The organism is Embleya scabrispora DSM 41855 (assembly GCF_000372745.1).
GTDB classification, from domain to species: domain Bacteria; phylum Actinomycetota; class Actinomycetes; order Streptomycetales; family Streptomycetaceae; genus Embleya; species Embleya scabrispora.
In genome coordinates this window covers 33,505-50,001 of the sequence record NZ_KB889618.1, presented here as the reverse complement: position 1 = coordinate 50,001, position 16,497 = coordinate 33,505, and the positions used below count along the sequence as shown (strand labels likewise).

Here is a 16,497-nt window from a genome sequence, read left to right as displayed (position 1 = left end):
TGCCCCTTGGGTCGGTACGGAGGTGGTCGGTCGATCGCGGCGATCAGGCTCCCCAACCGGCCTGCGTACCGCCGGCGCGCTCGGCCCTGATCCGCTCCGCGTAGCCGGATGCCGCGTAGGCGGCCATCGGGTCCGGCGCCAGGCCCAGTTCGCCGCGCAGGTCGGCGAGCAGCGGGCGTACGTCGGTGTTGTACGCGTCCATCAGCACCGCGTTCGCGCCGAGCACGTCGCCGGCCCGCTGTGCGGCCTCCAGCGCCTCGGCGTCGACGAGCAGCGCCTTGGCGGTCGCTTCCTGGACGTTCATCACCGAGCGGATCTGGCCCGGGATCTTCGGCTCGATGTTGTGACACTGGTCGAGCATGAACGCGACCTCGGTGTCCGCGTCGAGCCCGCCGCCGCGCACGACCTCGTGCATGATGCGGAACAGCTGAAACGGGTCGGCCGCCCCCACCATCAGGTCGTCGTCGGCGTAGAACCGCGAGTTGAAGTCGAACGCACCGAGCTTGTCCTCGCGCAGCAGCAGCGCGACGATGAACTCGATGTTCGTTCCCGGCGCGTGGTGCCCGGTGTCGACGACGACCTTGGCCCGCTCGCCCAGCTTGAGGCAGTGCGCGTACGCCGTGCCCCAGTCCGGCACGTCGGTCGTGTAGAACGCGGGCTCGAAGAACTTGTACTCCAAAATCATCCGCTGCTCGCCGCTCAACCGCGCGTACACCTGTGCCAGGGCCTCCGCCAGCCGGTCCTGACGTGCTCGGATGTCGTCCTGACCGGGGTAGTTCGTACCGTCCGAGAACCACAGCTTCAGATCCCGGGAGCCCGTCGCGTCCATGATGTCGACGCATTCCAGCAGGTGATCGATCGCCTTGCGGCGGATGCGCGGGTCCGGGTTGGTCACCGATCCCAGCATGTAGTCGTCGTCCTGGAACACGTTGCTGTTTATCGCCCCGACGGTCACCCCGTGGTCGTCCGCGTGCTCGGCCAGGGCCGTGAAGTCGTCGACCCTGTCCCAGGGAATGTGCAGCGACACCGAGGGGGCGATTCCGGTGAACGCGTGCACCCGGGCCGCGTCGGCCAGCTTCTCGAACGGGTCCCGCGGCACCCCCTGCTGTGCGAACACCTTGAACCGCGTCCCGGAGTTCCCGTACGCCCACGAGGGCGTCTCGATCCGCTGAGTCTTCAGCGCGGCACGCACCGCGGTCGTGGATGCCATCTCGACTCCATGGTGTGAGCAGTCCCGAAACGTTGTGGGCAGCCTTCGGGCAACCTCGGGGCATACACTGAAACGTTTCAATTTCGGCGTAAGCTATCCACGAATCAGCCCGCTGTCAACGGGCGCGTTGCCCGCGCCGGAAAGCGCCAACCCCGGGATGCCCAGGGGCGGCCGGCGCTGCGCCTACCATGAACGAACAGTCAACAACCGACTTGAAACGATGACGGAGGCGGCGCACGTGAGCGGCAAAGCGGGTATCAAGGACGTCGCGCGTGTGGCCGGCGTCTCCGTCGGGACCGTCTCGAACGTCATCAACAACCCCGAACTCGTCTCCGACGACACCCGGGGCCGGGTACGCGCGGCGATAGCGCAGTTGGGTTACGTCCGCAGCGAGACCGCGCGGCAGCTCCGCGCCGGGCACAGCCGCATCGTCGCCATGCTCGTCCTGGACCTGGCCAACCCGTTCTTCGCCGATGTGGCCAAGGGCGCCGAACGCACGCTGCGCGACGTCGGTCTCGGCGTCATGGTCTGCAACAGCGCGGGCAGCACAGCCGACGAAGCCGACTACCTGTCGCTCTTCGCCGAGCAGAGGGTCCGCGGCGTCCTGGTGACTCCCGCGGACACCAGTGGACGTACCGTCGAACTCCTCCGGGCCAGGGGCATTCCCTTCGTCCTGGTCGACCGTTCGCTGCCCGCCGATCAGGGCTGTTCCGTCTCGGTCGACGACGTCCTCGGCGGAGCCATGGCGGTTCGCCACCTCGTCTCCTCCGGGCACCGGCGGATCGCCTACGTCGGCGGCCCCGCCCACCTTGCCCAGGTCCGCGACCGGTTCACCGGCGGACTCGATGCCGTCCGCGAGGGCGGGCTCGCCGACGACGCGCTGATCACCATCGAATCCGACCGCCCGGACGTGGCCGCCGGCCGCGACGCCGGGGCCCGACTCCTGGGCATGTCACCGCGTCCGACGGCCGTGTTCTGCGCGAACGACCTGCTGGCGCTCGGCGTGCTGCAATCCCTGTACGCCGCCGGCGTCCGGGTGCCCCACGACATCGCCCTGGTCGGCTACGACGACATCGAGTTCGCGGCGGCGGCCGCCGTCCCGCTGACCTCGGTACGCCAGCCCGCGGCCCGCATCGGTCGCACGGCCGCCGAGTTGCTGCTCGCCGAGACCGAGGCAACCGCCGACGACGACCACATCCATCAGCGCATCGTGCTCCGGCCCGAGCTGGTCGTCCGCGACTCCAGCCGCCGGGCAGCCCGCGTCGCCGATTGACGCCCTCCCGAACCGGATCGCGCGAAAGCCCGCCCGTCCGCGCGACCGGGTGAGGGCTCGGTAGACGACGCGCTGTTGCTCGCTCACGGTGTTGTCCTCCGGGTGGTGGACGGGTGGGCGGGTGGGTGGGCGTTCAGTGGAAGGTCATCGGGGCGGCGGGGCGGATGTCGATGCCGCCGAAGCGGTCCACGGTCTGCGCGACGGCGGCGGCCCAGGCCGCCGCGCATCGCAGGGCTCAGCCCGGGAACGGCCCCGACTGCACCGGGCGTACCGCGTACTCCTGCAGCGGATAGGCGTGCGCGCTCTCCAGATGGCGCACCGCGTACCGGTAGGCCAAGGTGTCGTCGCCGTCGGCGATCAGGTCGATCAGGTGCTGATGTTCGCGGACGCCGAGCAGGCGCGTGTCGGTGCCCACCTCGCTCGCCGAGCGCTCGGCCCACATCTGCTCCTGGCGCGCCCAGAGCGTTTCCACCATGCCCAGCAGGATCTGCATCGTCCGGTTCCCGCAGGCCGCCACGATCGCCTCGTGGAACTCGCGGCTCGCCCGGATGTAGGCGAGCCCGTCGTCGACGGTCGGCGCCATCCGCGCGTGGATCTCGCGCAACCGCGGTACCACGGCCTCCAGCCTGTCCTCCCGCTGGGCGCACAGCGCCACGCACACCGGTTCCAGACGCCGCAGGGCCCGGGCCAAATCCTCCAGCGACACCTTTCGGGCGTGCATGACCATGCCGAACATGCGCGCGGCGTCCTCGGGCGTGGGCCGGTGCACCACCGAACCGCCCATGTTGCCGCGCCGGACGGTGAGCAGCCCCTCGGTCTCCAGGATGCGAATGGCCTGACGCAGCGTGGTCCGACCCACGTCGAACTCCGCCATCAACTCGTCCTGCTTGGGCAGCACGTCGCCGTCCGCCAGATCGCCTTCGAGAATGCGGCGCCGCAACGCGTCGGCGACGACCTCGGCGATGGCCGCGTAGCGGACCCGGTCCGGCCCCTCGCGCACCGCGAGGGGCTCCGTCCTGATGGCATCCGAATCGCTCGTCATGCGCGCGATCTTAGCTATGTAAGGCCGTCAAGGGAGTCTCGTCCTTCGCGGATCCGAGCAGGAAGATAGCCGGCAACGCTCAACATGGCTATGTTGGATGTGTTGGAGCGTCGCGAATGCGGACCCTCATGCCCGCACGACCGCTACCCGGTCATCTCGCCCGATCGGGGCGGGACATGTCGGCCACCACGCGCGTCCGGCCCCGGCTCCCCCACCACCCGCGAGGAGATCGATGCGCTACAGCTTCAACACCTTCAACCATTCGACCTACTACGGGCTGCCGCCCACCCTCCCGCGGCAGATCGAGGCGGCGGCGTCCGCCGGCTACGACCACGTGGGGCTCGACATCCTCTCCGTCCTCGCGCACGAACGCGACGGCCTGTCCCCGCGCGACCTCGCCGCGCGCCTGGAGCACCACGGCCTGCCCTGCCACGAACTGGTCTCGCTGTCGATCTCCGCAAACAAGGCGAGCACGCTGCGCGGCCTGGAACAGATACTGCGGGTGGCGAGGGTGCTGCGCCCGGCACAGGTCCTGTGTGTGGTCACCGGTGAGATCGACGACGACGTGGTGGCGAACACCGCCACCTGTGTCCGGTCCCTTGCCGAGGAACACATCGGCCTGTCCCTGGAGTTCCTGCCCACCCGGCACGTCGACTCGATCCCCGAGGCGCTGCGCCTGCTGGATCGTGTGGCGCACCCCGGCCTGCGCCTGGTCGTGGAGAGTTGGCACTTCTTCCGCGGCCCGAGCACATGGGCGGATCTGGCCGCGCTGCCGTTGGATCGCGTCGGCTTCGTGCAGTTCGCGGACGCGCCCGCACCGATGTCGGACGACGCGCACCACGAGTCCATGCACCGACGCGTCCTGCCCGGCAGAGGTGTCCTGGACCTCGACCGATTCTGCGCGACGCTCGTGGCGAAGGGTTACGACGGGGTGGTCAGCGTGGAACTCCTCTCCGAGTCATGGCGCACCGCCGACCTCCACGAGTTCGCCGACGCCACCCTCGCATCGTCGCGCTCGGTCTGGGAATCGGCGACGACGCGCTTCGGGTAGCCGGGGCGAGGCTCCTCGCACGGCACACCGTGGTCATCCGTGGTCGGTCCGTGCTCTCCGTGGTCAATCCTTGGTCGGGAAAGTGGAAGTAGAGGAATCGCGCATGTCAGCCATCCAGGCAAACCCCCATACCGGTGCGGCCCCGAGCGGCGGACCGGGCACCTTCGATGTCGTCGTGATCGGCGCGGGCTCGGCCGGGTGTGTGCTGGCCGCCCGGTTGTCGGAGCGGGCGGACCGCTCGGTTCTGCTGGTCGAGGCCGGCCCCGATCACCGGGCCGACGCGTTGCCGGACGAACTGCGGCACCTGTCGCGGCCGGTGGCGTGGCCGTACAACTGGGGCGACAAGGTCGCCTCCACTGGCGGACGCATGCTCAACTACGCGCGCGGGCGCGGCGTCGGGGGCTCGTCCGCGACCAACGGCGCGGTGGCGATGCGCCCGGAGCCGGAGGACTTCGCGTCGTGGCCGGAGGGGATGCGCTGGGAACGGATGTTGCCGTACCTCAACCGCATCGAGCAGGACCTGGACTTCGGCGACCAACCCCACCACGGTGACCGCGGGCCGATCCCGATCCTGCGACACCCGCAGGCGGACTGGACGCCGTTGCAACGCGGCTTCGTCGACGGATGCGTGGCCGCGGGGCTGCCGTTCTGCCCCGACCACAGCCTCCCCGGGTCCACCGGCGTGGGCCCGATCCCGATGAACCGGCGCGGCACGCAGCGGGTGTCGAACACCGTCGCCTACCTCGACGCCGCGCGCGCACGGCCGAACCTGACCGTACGCGGCGACGCCCACGTGCGCCGCGTCCTGCTGGCCGACGGACAGGCGGTGGGCATCGAACTGGCCGACGGCGAACGCCTGTACGCGGGCCGCGTCGTGCTGTCCGCGGGCGTCGTGCAGAACCCGCTGCTGCTGTGGCGCTCCGGCGTGGGCCCCGCCCGCGACATCGCCGCGCTGGGCCTGGAACCGGTCCACGAACTGCCCGCGGTGGGCCGCGATCTGAGCGACCACATGGTCGTGTCGTACCGGGCGGCGGTCCACCCGGACGCGGTGCCCGACGGCGGACCCACGCTCCAGACCATCGCCCGCGCCACGGCCCACCCGGGCACCGGACGCACGCACGACCTCCAACTCACCCCCGTCGCACGGCGCAACCCCGACGGCACGCGCGAGATCGAGATCAGCGTCGCCCTGCAACTGCCCGAAGGCCGCGGATCGGTCGTCCCCACGAGCGCGGCGCCCGACGCACCGGCCCGGATCTCCTGGCCGTTCACCGCCGACCGCGACAACCTGGAACGGCTCGCGATCGGTGTACGCCTGGCCGCACGCGTGGTGGCCGCCTCCGGCCTCGCCCTCGACCCGAACGCCGCCCGAGCCGTGTCGGACACGCCCGACGACGAACTGTGCGCCTCGTTCGCCGGATCCCACTACGCCTTCTACCACGGCGTCGGCACCTGCCGGATCGGCACCGACCCCGGATCCAGCGTCGTCGACGCGAACCTGCGAGTGCACGGACTGGCCGGCCTGCACATCGTGGACGCCTCCGTCGTACCGGCCGTGCCACGCGCCAACACCCACCTGCTCGCGACCGCACTGGGCGAACTGGGCGCGGAACTGATCGCGGCGGCCGAGTAGCCGACGACTTCCGGTGCCCGAACGGCTCCGGTCACGGTCGGCCGGCGTCCGGGGTCGGTCACCCGTTCGAAGCCGGGTGACCGACCGGCGCCAACGGCCCGCCGTCGACGGGCTGACGGGCCGACCCCCTCGTCGGAACGCCCCCATCCAACGCGGCGCGACCACGGTCGGCCGCACACACGCGCAACGCCGCGATCCCGCCGTGCACGAGCGCGGCCACCCGTTCGGGGGAACGCGTTCGCGGGCCGCTGCGTCCACTCCCCGGTCGGTTCCCTCCGCCGAGGTGTGGCCGAGGGTCAGCAGCAGCGGGTTTGTGGGTGCTCCTCACGCCGTCCGGTCCGCCAGGATTCGTAGGCCCGGCGGGACGGAACCGGCCGATCCGGGTGCTCGCGCAGGTGCCGCAGGCAGTGCCGGTCGTAGTCCGCCGCGCCGGAGATCTCCCGTAGATACCACCGGATCCACCGGAGCAGCCGGGCCGAAGCGCTCCGATGCCCGGCGCTCGCGGTCGGCCCGGTCACGGCCGCCGGAGCAACCCGATCACCGGCGCCCGCGGTCGGCCCCGTCACAACCGACCCACTTCGTCACCGGAGCCGTCACCGCCGCCGGCCCCCATTCGGGCGAGTTCCTTCTCTTGGGGAGCGCCCACCGGTTCGAGCACCAGCGTCGACGCGACGTAGGGCGTTTCGGTGGTGGGCACCGGCCCGCCGGTGCGGATCGCCCGCACGCACACGACGGCCGCGTTGCCCATCACCAGGGCGATCAGCACCAGGAACAGTGCGATCAGCACGCCGTCCACGGTGGAGTTCAGCACCACCGTGTGCATGTCGTCCATGCTCTTCGCCGGGCCCAGCACCTTGCCCGCGTCGATCGCGTCGGCGTAGCGGTCGCGTTGGGCGAAGAAGCCGACCCGCGGGTCGTCGGAGAAGATCTTCTGCCATCCGGCGGAGTAGGTCACCGCCACGTCCCAGGCCAGCGGGACACCGGTGACCCAGGCCCAGCGCAGCTTGCCCGACTTGATCAGCACGGTGGTGGCCACGGTGAGCGCGACCGCGGCGAGCAGCTGGTTGGCGATGCCGAACAGCGGGAAGAGCTGGTTGATCCCGCCCAGCGGGTCGGTGGCCCCGGCGTAGAGGAAGTAGCCCCACAGGCCGACCACGACGGCGCTGGTGAACCAGATACCCGGCTTCCAGTTGACCCGGCCGATCGGCTTCCACACGTTGCCCAGCATGTCCTGGAGCATGAAGCGGCCCACCCGGGTTCCCGCGTCCACGGTGGTCAGGATGAACAGCGCCTCGAACATGATCGCGAAGTGGTACCAGAACGCCTTCATCCCGGAACCGCCGAACACGTCGGCGAAGATCTCCGACATGCCCACGGCCAGCGTGGGTGCTCCGCCGGAGCGGGCGATCAGCGTCTTCTCCTCGACCGCCGAGGCCGCCGCACGCAGGTCGTCGGGGGTGATCGTGAAGCCGAGGCCGGCCACCGCGTGCGAGGCGCTCTCCGCGGTGGCGCCGAGCACGCCGGCCGGGGCGTTCATCGCGTAGTACAGGCCGGGGTCGATCACACACGCCGCGACCAGTGCCATGATCGCCACGAACGACTCCATCAGCATGGCGCCGTAGCCGATCATCCGGACCTGCGATTCCTTCTGGATCAGCTTCGGCGTGGTGCCGGAGGCGACCAGGGCATGGAAGCCGGAGAGGGCGCCGCACGCGATGGTGATGAACAGGAACGGGAACATCGACCCGGCGAACACCGGCCCGGAGCCGGAGCCCGCGAAGGAACTGATCGCCTCGGTCTTCAGGTTCGGCGCGGCCACCAGCACACCGACGGCCAGCAGCACGATGGTGCCGACCTTCATGAAGGTGGACAGGTAGTCGCGCGGGGCCAGCAGCAGCCACACCGGCAGCACCGACGCGACGAAGCCGTACCCGACCAGACAGAACACCAGTGTCGTCGGACTCCAGGTGAACGCGTCACCCAGCGCGGTGTCCTCGATCCGCCCGCCGGCGACGATCGCGGCCAGGAGCAGCGCCACTCCGATCACGCTGGTCTCCAGCACCCGCCCGGGCCGCAGGAAGCGCAGGTAGACGCCCATGAACAGGGCGATCGGGATGGTCAGCGTCACCGAGAAGGTCCCCCACGGCGAGTTCGCCAGCGCGTTGACCACGACCAGGGCGAGCACCGCGAGCAGGATGATCATGATCACGAACACCGCGATCAGCGCCGCGATCCCGCCGACCCGGCCGATCTCCTCGCGGGCCATCTGCCCCAGGCTCTTGCCGTCCCGGCGCATGGACAGGAAGAGGATCACCATGTCCTGCACGGCCCCGGCGAAGATCACCCCCACCACGATCCAGATGGTGCCCGGCAGATAACCCATCTGCGCGGCCAGCACCGGTCCCACCAGCGGTCCGGCGCCGGCGATCGCGGCGAAGTGGTGACCGAACAGCACCCGGCGGTCGGTCGGTTGGAAGTCGACGCCGTCGTCCAGCCGCTCGGCCGGGGTGGCCCGGGTGTCGTCCGGTTCCAACACTCGTTGGGTGATGAAGCGGGAGTAGAAGCGGTAGGCGATCGCGTAGGAGGCGACGGCCGCGAAGATCAGCCAGACGGCCGAGATCTCCTCGCCTCGGGCCAGGGCGACCACGCCCCAGCCGGCCGCGCCGAGCAGCGCGACGACCGTCCAGATCAGAATCGTTCTCGGGTTGTACGAACGGGGGCTGCGGGTGCCGGTCGTGGTGGGCACGCGTACTCCTCATCGGGCAGGGGACGAAAGAGCGACGGACGGAAACAGCGGGATCGGATCGGCCGGGGGCGACGGCCGATCCGGGGCGATCGGGGCGGGGCGGGTCGGGCCGATCCGAGGACGGCGTCGATCGAGCCACGGACGGCTTCGGTCAGGGATGTCGCCGGTCAGGGCGGCGCAGCAGCAGGTAGGCGACGAACATGGCGGCGGCACACCCCGGCACCCAGGCGAGCTGGTACCAGTAGAAGAACGGGATGCCGGCCAACTCCGGCTCTCGACGCGTGTACGCGGGCACCCACAGCAGTGCCGCGACGGGTGCGACGAGGCAGCCGCCGGCCGCGATCCGGCGTGCCGCACGGGCCCGTGCGGCGGCGGGCGGGGGGCGATCCCCGGTCATCGCGCCTCCTCCGGTTCGATGGTTGGGGCCGCCGGTTCGCCGCCCCTGTGGAAGAGTTGCGCGGGCTCGCCTTTTGGTTGACAAGCGATGTCGGGCGGATCTCGGGGAGGTTGCCCGGCCGGTATCGCGAATGTTTTCGGCCACGCCACTAAAGTCGGTACGCTCGCGGCAATCCGTGCCCGAGTGCGCTCGCACGCCGATCCGGACGGTGACGGATGACCGACGGGGCCATGACCGCGGCCTTTGTGATCGTCGTCGGCGGTGCCTCGCTACTGGCCGTTACCGCGCCGCGGCTGCACCGCAGTCACGACCTGCCTTCGTTGGAGAACTGGGCGCTGGCCGATCGCGGCCTGGGCCCGGTCTGGACCTGGTTCCTGCTCGGCGGCACGATCTTCACCGCGTACACCTTCACCGCGGTGCCGGGCCAGGTGTACGGGCGAGGTGCGTCGGCGTTCTTCGCCCTCCCGTACACGGTGATCGTCTGTCCGATGGCCTTCGTCCTGCTCCCCCGGCTGTGGTCGGTGGCCCGTCGGCACGGCTACCTGACCGTCGGGGACTTCGTCCGGGGCCGCTACGGTTCGCCGGCGCTGGCCCTGGTGGTCGCGTTGACCGGGATCCTGGCCACGATGCCCTACCTGGCGCTTCAGGTGCTCGGCATCCGTGCCGTGCTGGCCGCCGCAGGGCTGCATCCGCGCGGCGCGGCCGGCGACGTGGGCATGGTCGCGCTGTTCGCCGGGCTCGCGATCGCCACGTATCGGCACGGTCTGCGTGCGCCGACGGTGATCTCGGCGCTGAAGGGGGTGGCCATCTTCGGCTCCGCCGCGGTGGCGGTCGCGTTCGTGCTGCGCCGCTTCGGTGGGCCGGGTCCGATGTTCGAGGCCGCGGATCGGCGGCTCGCCGGGCGCGGGCCGGGCGGCGCGTCGTTGGTGCTCGGCCCGCATCAGCAGGCCGGGTTCGCCACCCTGGCCCTCGGTTCGGCACTGGCGCTGTTGATGTACCCGCATGTCCTGACCGCCGGGTTCGCCGCCGCCGGCCCCGACACGCTGCGCCGGGTTTCGGTCGCGCTGCCCGCGTGGACCTCGGTGCTGGCGATGTTCGGCGTACTCGGCATCGCTGCGCTGGCGATCGGCGTCGACGCGCCCTCGGGCACCGCCGAGGCGGCCGTACCGCTGCTCGTCGACCGGCTGTTGCCGGCCTTCCCGGCGGGCCTGGTGTTCGGCGCGATCATCGTCGGCGCGCTGGTGCCGGCGGCGGTGATGTCGATCGCCGCCGCGACCTCGTTCGTGCGCAACGTCTACGTCGAGTACTTCCATCCGACGGCCACTCCGAAGCGGCAGATGCGGGTCGCCCAACTGGTGTCGCTGACCGCGAAGGTGGGCGCGGTGGCGTTCGTCTTCGGGCTGCGCGACCAGGCCGCGATCAACCTGCAACTGCTGGGCGGGGTGTGGATCCTGCAAATTTTCCCGGCCGTGGTGATCGGACTGTTCACCCGGCGACTGCACCATCGGGCGTTGCTGGTGGGCTGGGCGGTGGGCATGCTGGCCGGTACGGTCGCGGTCGTACGGGAGGGCTTCGTCTCGCTGATCCGGGTCGAACTGGGAGGTCACGGCGTGCAGATGTACGCGGGGCTCGCCGCGCTGCTCCTCAACCTGACGGTCACCCTGGCGCTGACCGAGGTGTTCGACCGGGTCGGCGCGGCGCGCGGCACGGACACCACGGCCCTGCCGTCCCGGCTGACCGGCCGCGGTACCGTGGGGAAGGAGGCGAACGGCTCGTGAAACGCCTGCGACGCGATGCCGATGCGCCGCCGGAGCCGCGCGCCGTGCCGGCCCCGGCGCGGCCCGCACCGGCCACGGCGCAGGTCCCGGGCACGGCGCAGGCGCCCGACCCGGCACAGATCCCGGGCCCGACCCCGCACGTCGCGCCGTCGGCGCCGCAACTCGCCGCCGGTGTGGCCGAATACGACCGCGAGGTGCAGGTCGCGCGGCTGTTCGATCTGCACTATCCCTCGATGCTCCGGCTCGCCACCCTGCTCGGCGCCGACGATCCGGAGAACATCGTCGCCGAGGCCTACTACGAGATCTACCGCAAATTCCGCAAACTGCGCACACCCGAGGCCGCCGCGGCGTATCTGCGGTCGGTGGTGTGCAATCTGGTCCGGATGCGAATACGCCATCTCCAGGTCGCCCGCCGACACGTCGAGGAACCCGTGGACACGGTGGCCTCGGCCGAGACCTCGGCCCTGTTGCGCGACGACCAGCAGGCGCTCATTCGCGCGCTGCGCGAGTTGCCGGCGCGCCAGCGCGAGGCGCTCGTGCTGCGCCACTGGCTGGGACTGAAGGAGAAGGAGATCGCGTCGACCATGGGCATCTCGGTCGGCTCCGTCAAGACGCACACCGCGCGTGGGATCGCCGCTCTCACGCACGCGATGGAGGTACGGCGATGAACAACCCGCCCGACACCGAGGCGACGAGCAACCCCGCCGGCACCGAGCAACAACTGCGCGAGGCGCTGGAAACGCTGGCCGCCGGCATCCACCCGGCCCCCGACGCGTACCGCACCGCGCACGGCGACTGGCAACGGCGCGAACGCCGCCGCCGGCTGATCCTGGCCGCGCTGATCGTGCTGGTCTTCACCCTGGCCACGGTGATCGGCGTCCTGGTCCTCAATCACGCGCCCGCCGACCCCGGCCCGATCCTCGACCACCCGTCCTCCCCGTGACCCCCTTCCTGTAACGCCTTCGCGGCGCGGGCCGAGACGGCCCGCCACCGATGTGCGACGACCCGAAGTCCTGTTAGTAAACTTTCCTAACAAGTCTTGACGGCGCGCGCGGCGCCTTGGGATCGTCAGGGCCAACAACCGGACCGGAGGCTCCTGTTGGGGCACCGCGGGCCACCCGACCGCGGTGGTGTCAGTCACGCGACGGCACTTCTCCGGCCCACTCGAGCGCACCATCCTGCCCGGCTCAGGCACGACGATCGGCTCCTCAACGTTGGAGGACGACGTGCACCTGTCCCTGCCCCCGCGCCCGACCCGCCGAAGTACCCCGTTCCGTACCGCTCGGCGCGCCGTGTCCCGACTGCCCAGATTTCCCGCCGTCATCGCCGTGATCGCCATGCTGGCGACCGTGCTGACCTTCGGCCAGACCGCCTCCGCCGCGGAGGTGTTGCTCTCTCGCGGCAAACCCGCCACCGCCTCCTCCAGCGAGGACTCCACGCTCGGCCCGGCCAAGGCCGTGGACGGCAAGACCACCACCCGGTGGGCGAGCAAGGAGGGGTCCGGCGCCCAGTGGCTGAGCGTCGACCTCGGCTCCGACGTCTCCATCTCCCGGGTCAAGCTGACCTGGGAGGCCGCCTACGCCAAGGCGTACCGGATCGAGGTCTCGCCCGACGGCGCGTCCTGGACCAAGGTCTACAACACCTCCGCCGGCGACGGCGGCACCGACGACCTGGGCGCACTGTCCACCCACGGTCGCCACGTGCGCGTGTACGCGACCACACGCGGCACCGAATACGGCTACTCGCTCTGGGAGTTCGAGGTGTTCGGCGAAGGCGGCCCGGACACCACCGCACCCACCGCGCCCACCGCGTTGCGGGTGACCGGCACCACGCCCACCGGCGTCTCGCTGGGCTGGACCGCCTCCACCGACAACGTCGGGGTGACCGGCTACGACGTGCTGCGCGACGGCGTCACGGTCGGCACGAGCGCCGGCACCTCCTACGCCGACACCGGCCTGACCACCGGAGTCGGCTACACCTACACCGTCCGCGCCCGCGACGCGGCGGGCAACCTGTCCGCGCCCAGCGCCTCGGTGGTCGGCACGCCGCAGGCCGGCGGCTCCTCGTTCACCGTCGTCGCGGCGGGCGACATCTCCGACCCGGGCTGCACATCGGCCCAGGAGTGCGGGGCCGAGCAGACCGCGCGGCGGGTCGAGGCGATCAATCCGGACGAGGTGATCACGCTCGGGGACAACCAGTACGACACCGGCAGCCTCTCCGACTACCGCAAGTACTACGACACCACCTGGGGCCGGTTCAAGGCCAAGACCCGTCCCGCGCCCGGCAATCACGAGGCCGACGACAACCCGTCCGAGGCCGGCTACAAGGCCTACTTCGGCGACCGGGCCACCCCCAACGGCACCACCTGGTACAGCTGGGACCGCGGCGGCTGGCACTTCATCGCGCTCGACTCCGAGCAGTCGATGTCGGCGAGCTCGGCGCAGATCCAGTGGCTCAAGGCGGACCTGGCGAACAACTCCCAGGGCTGCGTGGCCGCCTACTGGCACAAGCCCCTGTACAGCTCGGGGCCGCAGGCGGACAAGGTCAGTCAGACGGCGTGGCAGGTGCTCTACGACGCGCACACCGATCTGATCCTCAACGGGCACGACCACCTCTACGAGCGCTACGCGCCGCAGAACCCCAAGGCCAAGGCGGACCCCGCCGGCATCCGCGAGTTGCTCGTGGGCACCGGTGGCGCGGACCCGTACGACTTCGAAAGTCCGCAACCCAACAGCGAGAAGCGGGTGACCGGTTCGCCGGCCGTGCTCAAGCTGACCCTCTCCGCCGGCAGCTACTCCGGACAGCTCGTGCGCTACGACGGCAAGCAGCTCGACTCCTTCGGGCCGGTCGGCTGCCACTGAGCCCATCGATCGTGCGGGCCGGCCGGCGACCACTTCCCCGGCCGGCCCGCACCGGGCCCGAACCACCGCCGCGCGTCCCGCTGTTGCCACCCACCTCGTTCCGTCCCGTCCGCTTCCGACCCGCCCCTTTTGCGATTCCGACCCATCCCCCACCGACTCATGCCATACAGACTCACCCCGCTCCGACTCGCACCGCTCCGACCCGACCCGAGTCCACCGTCCCCGGACGGATCGAGGGAGGACCGCTCGTGTACATCGCCGCCACCCGGCGCGCGGATCAGGCCGGTGGGATCGCCTCGGCCAAGGCACCGCGCAGATTCGCGCGCAACGTCCCGGCCAACGTGCTCGCGCTCGGCGCCGTCAGCCTGGTCACCGACATCTCCTCGGAGATGGTCACCGCTGTGCTGCCCACCTACTTCGTGCTCACCCTGGGGCTGAGCCCGTTGCAGTACGGGCTCCTGGACGGCACCTACTTCGGCGTCACCGCCTTCGTGCGTCTGCTCGGCGGCCAGGTGGCCGACCGCACCCGCCGGCGCAAGCTGGTCGCGGGCACCGGTTACGGGTTGTCCGCCGTGTGCAAACTCGGCCTCCCGCTGGCGGGTTCCTCGGTCACCGGGCTGGGCCTGGTGCTCGCGGCGGACCGCACCGGCAAGGGATTGCGCACCGCGCCACGCGACGCGCTGATCACGCTCAGCACCCCCGCGCCCGACCTGGGTCGGGCCTTCGGCGTGCACCGGGCGATGGACACGATCGGCGCCTTCCTCGGACCGCTCGCCGCGTTCGCCGTGTTGTGGGCCACCCACGACGCGTACGACGCCGTGTTCGTGGTGAGCTTCTGCGTGGCCGTCTTCGCGGTACTGCTGATGGCGCTGTACGTGCGCGACCACCACGAACCGGCCGGACCGCGGCGCGAATCGTCGCTGCGGGCCGCGTTCGCGCTGCTGCGGCTGCGCCCGTTCCGGCGCACCTGCGTGGCCGCGACGATGCTCGGACTGCTCACCGTGGGCGACACGTTCGTGTATCTGGTGCTGCAACACGGCTTCGACATCCCGCTCCGCTACTTCCCGCTGCTGCCGCTGGGCACCGCCGGCGCGTATCTGCTGCTCGCGGTGCCGCTCGGTCGACTCGCCGATCGAGTCGGTCGGTTCCGGGTGTTCCTGGGCGGCCACCTCGCACTGCTCGCGGCCTACGCGGTGGCCGCCGCACCCAACGGCGGCCGGGCGCCGGGCCCGCTGCTGATGTGGACCGTGCTGCTCGGCGTGCTCGTGCTCCAGGGCCTGTTCTACGCCGCCACGGACGGTGTGCTGATGGCCGCCGCCGGGCCGCTGCTCCCGGTACACCTGCGCACCAGTGGCCTGGCCCTGCTCCAGACCGGCCAGGCCGGCGCCCGGCTGTTCTCCTCGGTGCTCTTCGGCGCGGCCTGGACGCTCTGGGGCTCGGGCCCCGCGCTGCTCGTCATGGGCGCCGGGTTGACCGGCGCTCTCGTCGTGGCCCGGCGGTTGCTGCCGTCGCGGTCCCCACTGCCGGAGGTGACCGGATGAAGCGCGCCCTCGGCCTGCTGCTCGGCCTGCTGGTGCTGATCGGCGTGGCGGTCGGCTACTCGACCTTCGCGGCCGACCGCGAGGACGATTCGGCGGTCGAGCGCCGGCCACTGGACCTGGCCGCCGGTGGGCAGTTGGTATTCGTGGACACCGCCCGCAAGGGCGGCCACCGCACCGTGGCCGCGACCGCGATCGATCCGGCCGGCACCACCGGCCCGGCCCGCACCGACAGCGGGTTGCGCTGTGAACGCTTCGCCGTCGGCGCGGCCACCGGCGTCTGCCTCCAGACCCGCGGCGGCCCGCTGCCCGGCACCGACGCGCTGATCGTGGACGGGGCGATGAACGTCCGGCGCCGGATCGAACTCGCCGGCACCCCGAGCCGGGCCCGGGTCTCGGCCAGCGGACGGATGGTGTCCTGGACCGTCTTCGTCACCGGCGAGTCGTACAACAAGACCGGATTCTCCACCTGGACCGGCATCCTGGACACCCGCACCGACTACACGCTGCAAAACATCGAGGCCATCCCGCTGACCATCGACGGCAAGCGCCACCGATCCGCCGACGTCAACTACTGGGGCGTCACGTTCGCCGCCGACGACAACCGCTTCTACGCCACCGTGTCCACCAACGGCCGCACCTACCTGGTCGAGGGCGACTACGCGAACTGGGAGGCGCACACGGTGCGGGAGAACCTGGAGTGCCCGTCGTTGTCGCCGGACGGGACCCGGATCGCGTTCAAGAAGCGCTCCGGCCCCACCACGTGGCGACTGCATGTGCTGGACCTGGCGACGATGCGCGAGACGCCACTGGCCGAACGGGAGAGCATCGACGATCAGGCGGCCTGGCTGGACGACCACACCGTGATGTACGGCCGGGGCCGCGACGTCTACGCGACCCCCGCCGACGGATCGGGTACGCCCCGCCTGCTCGCGGCGAAGGCGGCCTCGCCGACGATCGTGCGCTGA

14 protein-coding genes are annotated in these 16,497 nt (G+C 71.0%); 9 read left to right on the top strand and 5 right to left on the bottom strand.

Annotation, left to right across the window (positions count from 1 at the left end):
• Positions 1-43 precede the first annotated feature (43 nt).
• Positions 44-1,210, bottom strand: a complete 1,167-nt coding sequence (gene rhaI / locus A3IC_RS0112440; protein ID WP_020550381.1) for an L-rhamnose isomerase — start codon at positions 1,208-1,210, stop codon at positions 44-46.
• Between the two features lie 220 nt (positions 1,211-1,430).
• Between rhaI and A3IC_RS0112435 the strand changes: the two genes are divergently transcribed.
• Positions 1,431-2,483 (top strand): LacI family DNA-binding transcriptional regulator, encoded by a 1,053-nt coding sequence (locus tag A3IC_RS0112435; protein ID WP_020550380.1) that lies wholly within the window; start codon positions 1,431-1,433, stop codon positions 2,481-2,483.
• Positions 2,484-2,718: 235 nt separating this feature from the next.
• Here A3IC_RS0112435 and A3IC_RS53980 read toward each other — a convergent pair whose 3' ends face one another.
• Positions 2,719-3,525, bottom strand: coding sequence for a FadR/GntR family transcriptional regulator (locus A3IC_RS53980; RefSeq protein WP_106668874.1), 807 nt, complete (start codon positions 3,523-3,525; stop codon positions 2,719-2,721).
• A 232-nt stretch (positions 3,526-3,757) separates the two neighbouring features.
• Between A3IC_RS53980 and A3IC_RS62195 the strand changes: the two genes are divergently transcribed.
• Both A3IC_RS62195 and A3IC_RS0112420 read left to right on the top strand, forming a co-directional pair.
• Positions 3,758-4,576, top strand: a complete 819-nt coding sequence (locus tag A3IC_RS62195; RefSeq protein WP_020550378.1) for a sugar phosphate isomerase/epimerase family protein — start codon at positions 3,758-3,760, stop codon at positions 4,574-4,576.
• Between the two features lie 103 nt (positions 4,577-4,679).
• Entirely contained in the window at positions 4,680-6,209 is a 1,530-nt protein-coding gene (locus tag A3IC_RS0112420; RefSeq protein WP_052173431.1) for a GMC family oxidoreductase, read from the top strand.
• A 296-nt stretch (positions 6,210-6,505) separates the two neighbouring features.
• On the opposite strand, the gene A3IC_RS64700 is transcribed toward A3IC_RS0112420, so the two are convergent.
• The 3 genes from A3IC_RS64700 to A3IC_RS0112405 form a co-directional block, all read right to left on the bottom strand.
• The gene (locus A3IC_RS64700; protein ID WP_245599241.1) at positions 6,506-6,727 is read right to left on the bottom strand and encodes a CstA-like transporter-associated (seleno)protein; all 222 of its coding nucleotides are present in this window, start codon (positions 6,725-6,727) and stop codon (positions 6,506-6,508) included.
• Between the two features lie 44 nt (positions 6,728-6,771).
• Entirely contained in the window at positions 6,772-8,955 is a 2,184-nt protein-coding gene (locus tag A3IC_RS0112410) for a carbon starvation CstA family protein (protein WP_020550375.1), read from the bottom strand.
• 151 nt (positions 8,956-9,106) lie between these two features.
• A complete protein-coding gene (locus tag A3IC_RS0112405; RefSeq protein ID WP_020550374.1) occupies positions 9,107-9,352 on the bottom strand; it encodes a DUF3311 domain-containing protein in 246 nt (81 codons plus the stop codon).
• Between the two features lie 215 nt (positions 9,353-9,567).
• Between A3IC_RS0112405 and A3IC_RS0112400 the strand changes: the two genes are divergently transcribed.
• From A3IC_RS0112400 to A3IC_RS0112375, 6 genes are all read left to right on the top strand, one after another.
• Entirely contained in the window at positions 9,568-11,130 is a 1,563-nt protein-coding gene (locus A3IC_RS0112400) for a sodium:solute symporter family protein (protein ID WP_020550373.1), read from the top strand.
• Positions 11,127-11,798, top strand: coding sequence for a SigE family RNA polymerase sigma factor (locus A3IC_RS66730; RefSeq protein WP_020550372.1), 672 nt, complete (start codon positions 11,127-11,129; stop codon positions 11,796-11,798). Before A3IC_RS0112400 ends, A3IC_RS66730 begins: the two co-directional genes overlap by 4 nt.
• Positions 11,795-12,073 carry a hypothetical protein gene (locus tag A3IC_RS0112390; RefSeq protein ID WP_020550371.1) on the top strand — a complete coding sequence of 93 codons (279 nt, stop codon included), beginning with the start codon at positions 11,795-11,797 and terminating at the stop codon, positions 12,071-12,073. Before A3IC_RS66730 ends, A3IC_RS0112390 begins: the two co-directional genes overlap by 4 nt.
• Positions 12,074-12,260: 187 nt before the next feature.
• The gene (locus A3IC_RS0112385) at positions 12,261-13,991 is read left to right on the top strand and encodes a discoidin domain-containing protein (protein WP_205353857.1); all 1,731 of its coding nucleotides are present in this window, start codon (positions 12,261-12,263) and stop codon (positions 13,989-13,991) included.
• Positions 13,992-14,239: 248 nt separating this feature from the next.
• The gene (locus tag A3IC_RS0112380; RefSeq protein WP_020550369.1) at positions 14,240-15,532 is read left to right on the top strand and encodes an MFS transporter; all 1,293 of its coding nucleotides are present in this window, start codon (positions 14,240-14,242) and stop codon (positions 15,530-15,532) included.
• Positions 15,529-16,497 (top strand): TolB-like translocation protein, encoded by a 969-nt coding sequence (locus tag A3IC_RS0112375; protein ID WP_020550368.1) that lies wholly within the window; start codon positions 15,529-15,531, stop codon positions 16,495-16,497. The genes A3IC_RS0112380 and A3IC_RS0112375 overlap by 4 nt, the downstream gene beginning before the upstream one ends.

Bases quoted from the DNA above. Each gene is read 5' to 3' on its own strand.
- A3IC_RS0112405 (WP_020550374.1), bottom strand. From the start codon at position 9,352: ATGACCGGGGATCGCCCCCCGCCCGCCGCCGCACGGGCCCGTGCGGCA.
- A3IC_RS62195 (WP_020550378.1), top strand. From the start codon at position 3,758: ATGCGCTACAGCTTCAACACCTTCAACCATTCGACCTACTACGGGCTG.
- A3IC_RS0112435 (WP_020550380.1), top strand. From the start codon at position 1,431: ATGACGGAGGCGGCGCACGTGAGCGGCAAAGCGGGTATCAAGGACGTC.
- A3IC_RS0112390 (WP_020550371.1), top strand. From the start codon at position 11,795: ATGAACAACCCGCCCGACACCGAGGCGACGAGCAACCCCGCCGGCACC.
- A3IC_RS53980 (WP_106668874.1), bottom strand. From the start codon at position 3,525: ATGACGAGCGATTCGGATGCCATCAGGACGGAGCCCCTCGCGGTGCGC.
- A3IC_RS0112400 (WP_020550373.1), top strand. From the start codon at position 9,568: ATGACCGACGGGGCCATGACCGCGGCCTTTGTGATCGTCGTCGGCGGT.
- A3IC_RS0112375 (WP_020550368.1), top strand. From the start codon at position 15,529: ATGAAGCGCGCCCTCGGCCTGCTGCTCGGCCTGCTGGTGCTGATCGGC.
- A3IC_RS0112420 (WP_052173431.1), top strand. From the start codon at position 4,680: ATGTCAGCCATCCAGGCAAACCCCCATACCGGTGCGGCCCCGAGCGGC.
- rhaI (WP_020550381.1), bottom strand. From the start codon at position 1,210: ATGGCATCCACGACCGCGGTGCGTGCCGCGCTGAAGACTCAGCGGATC.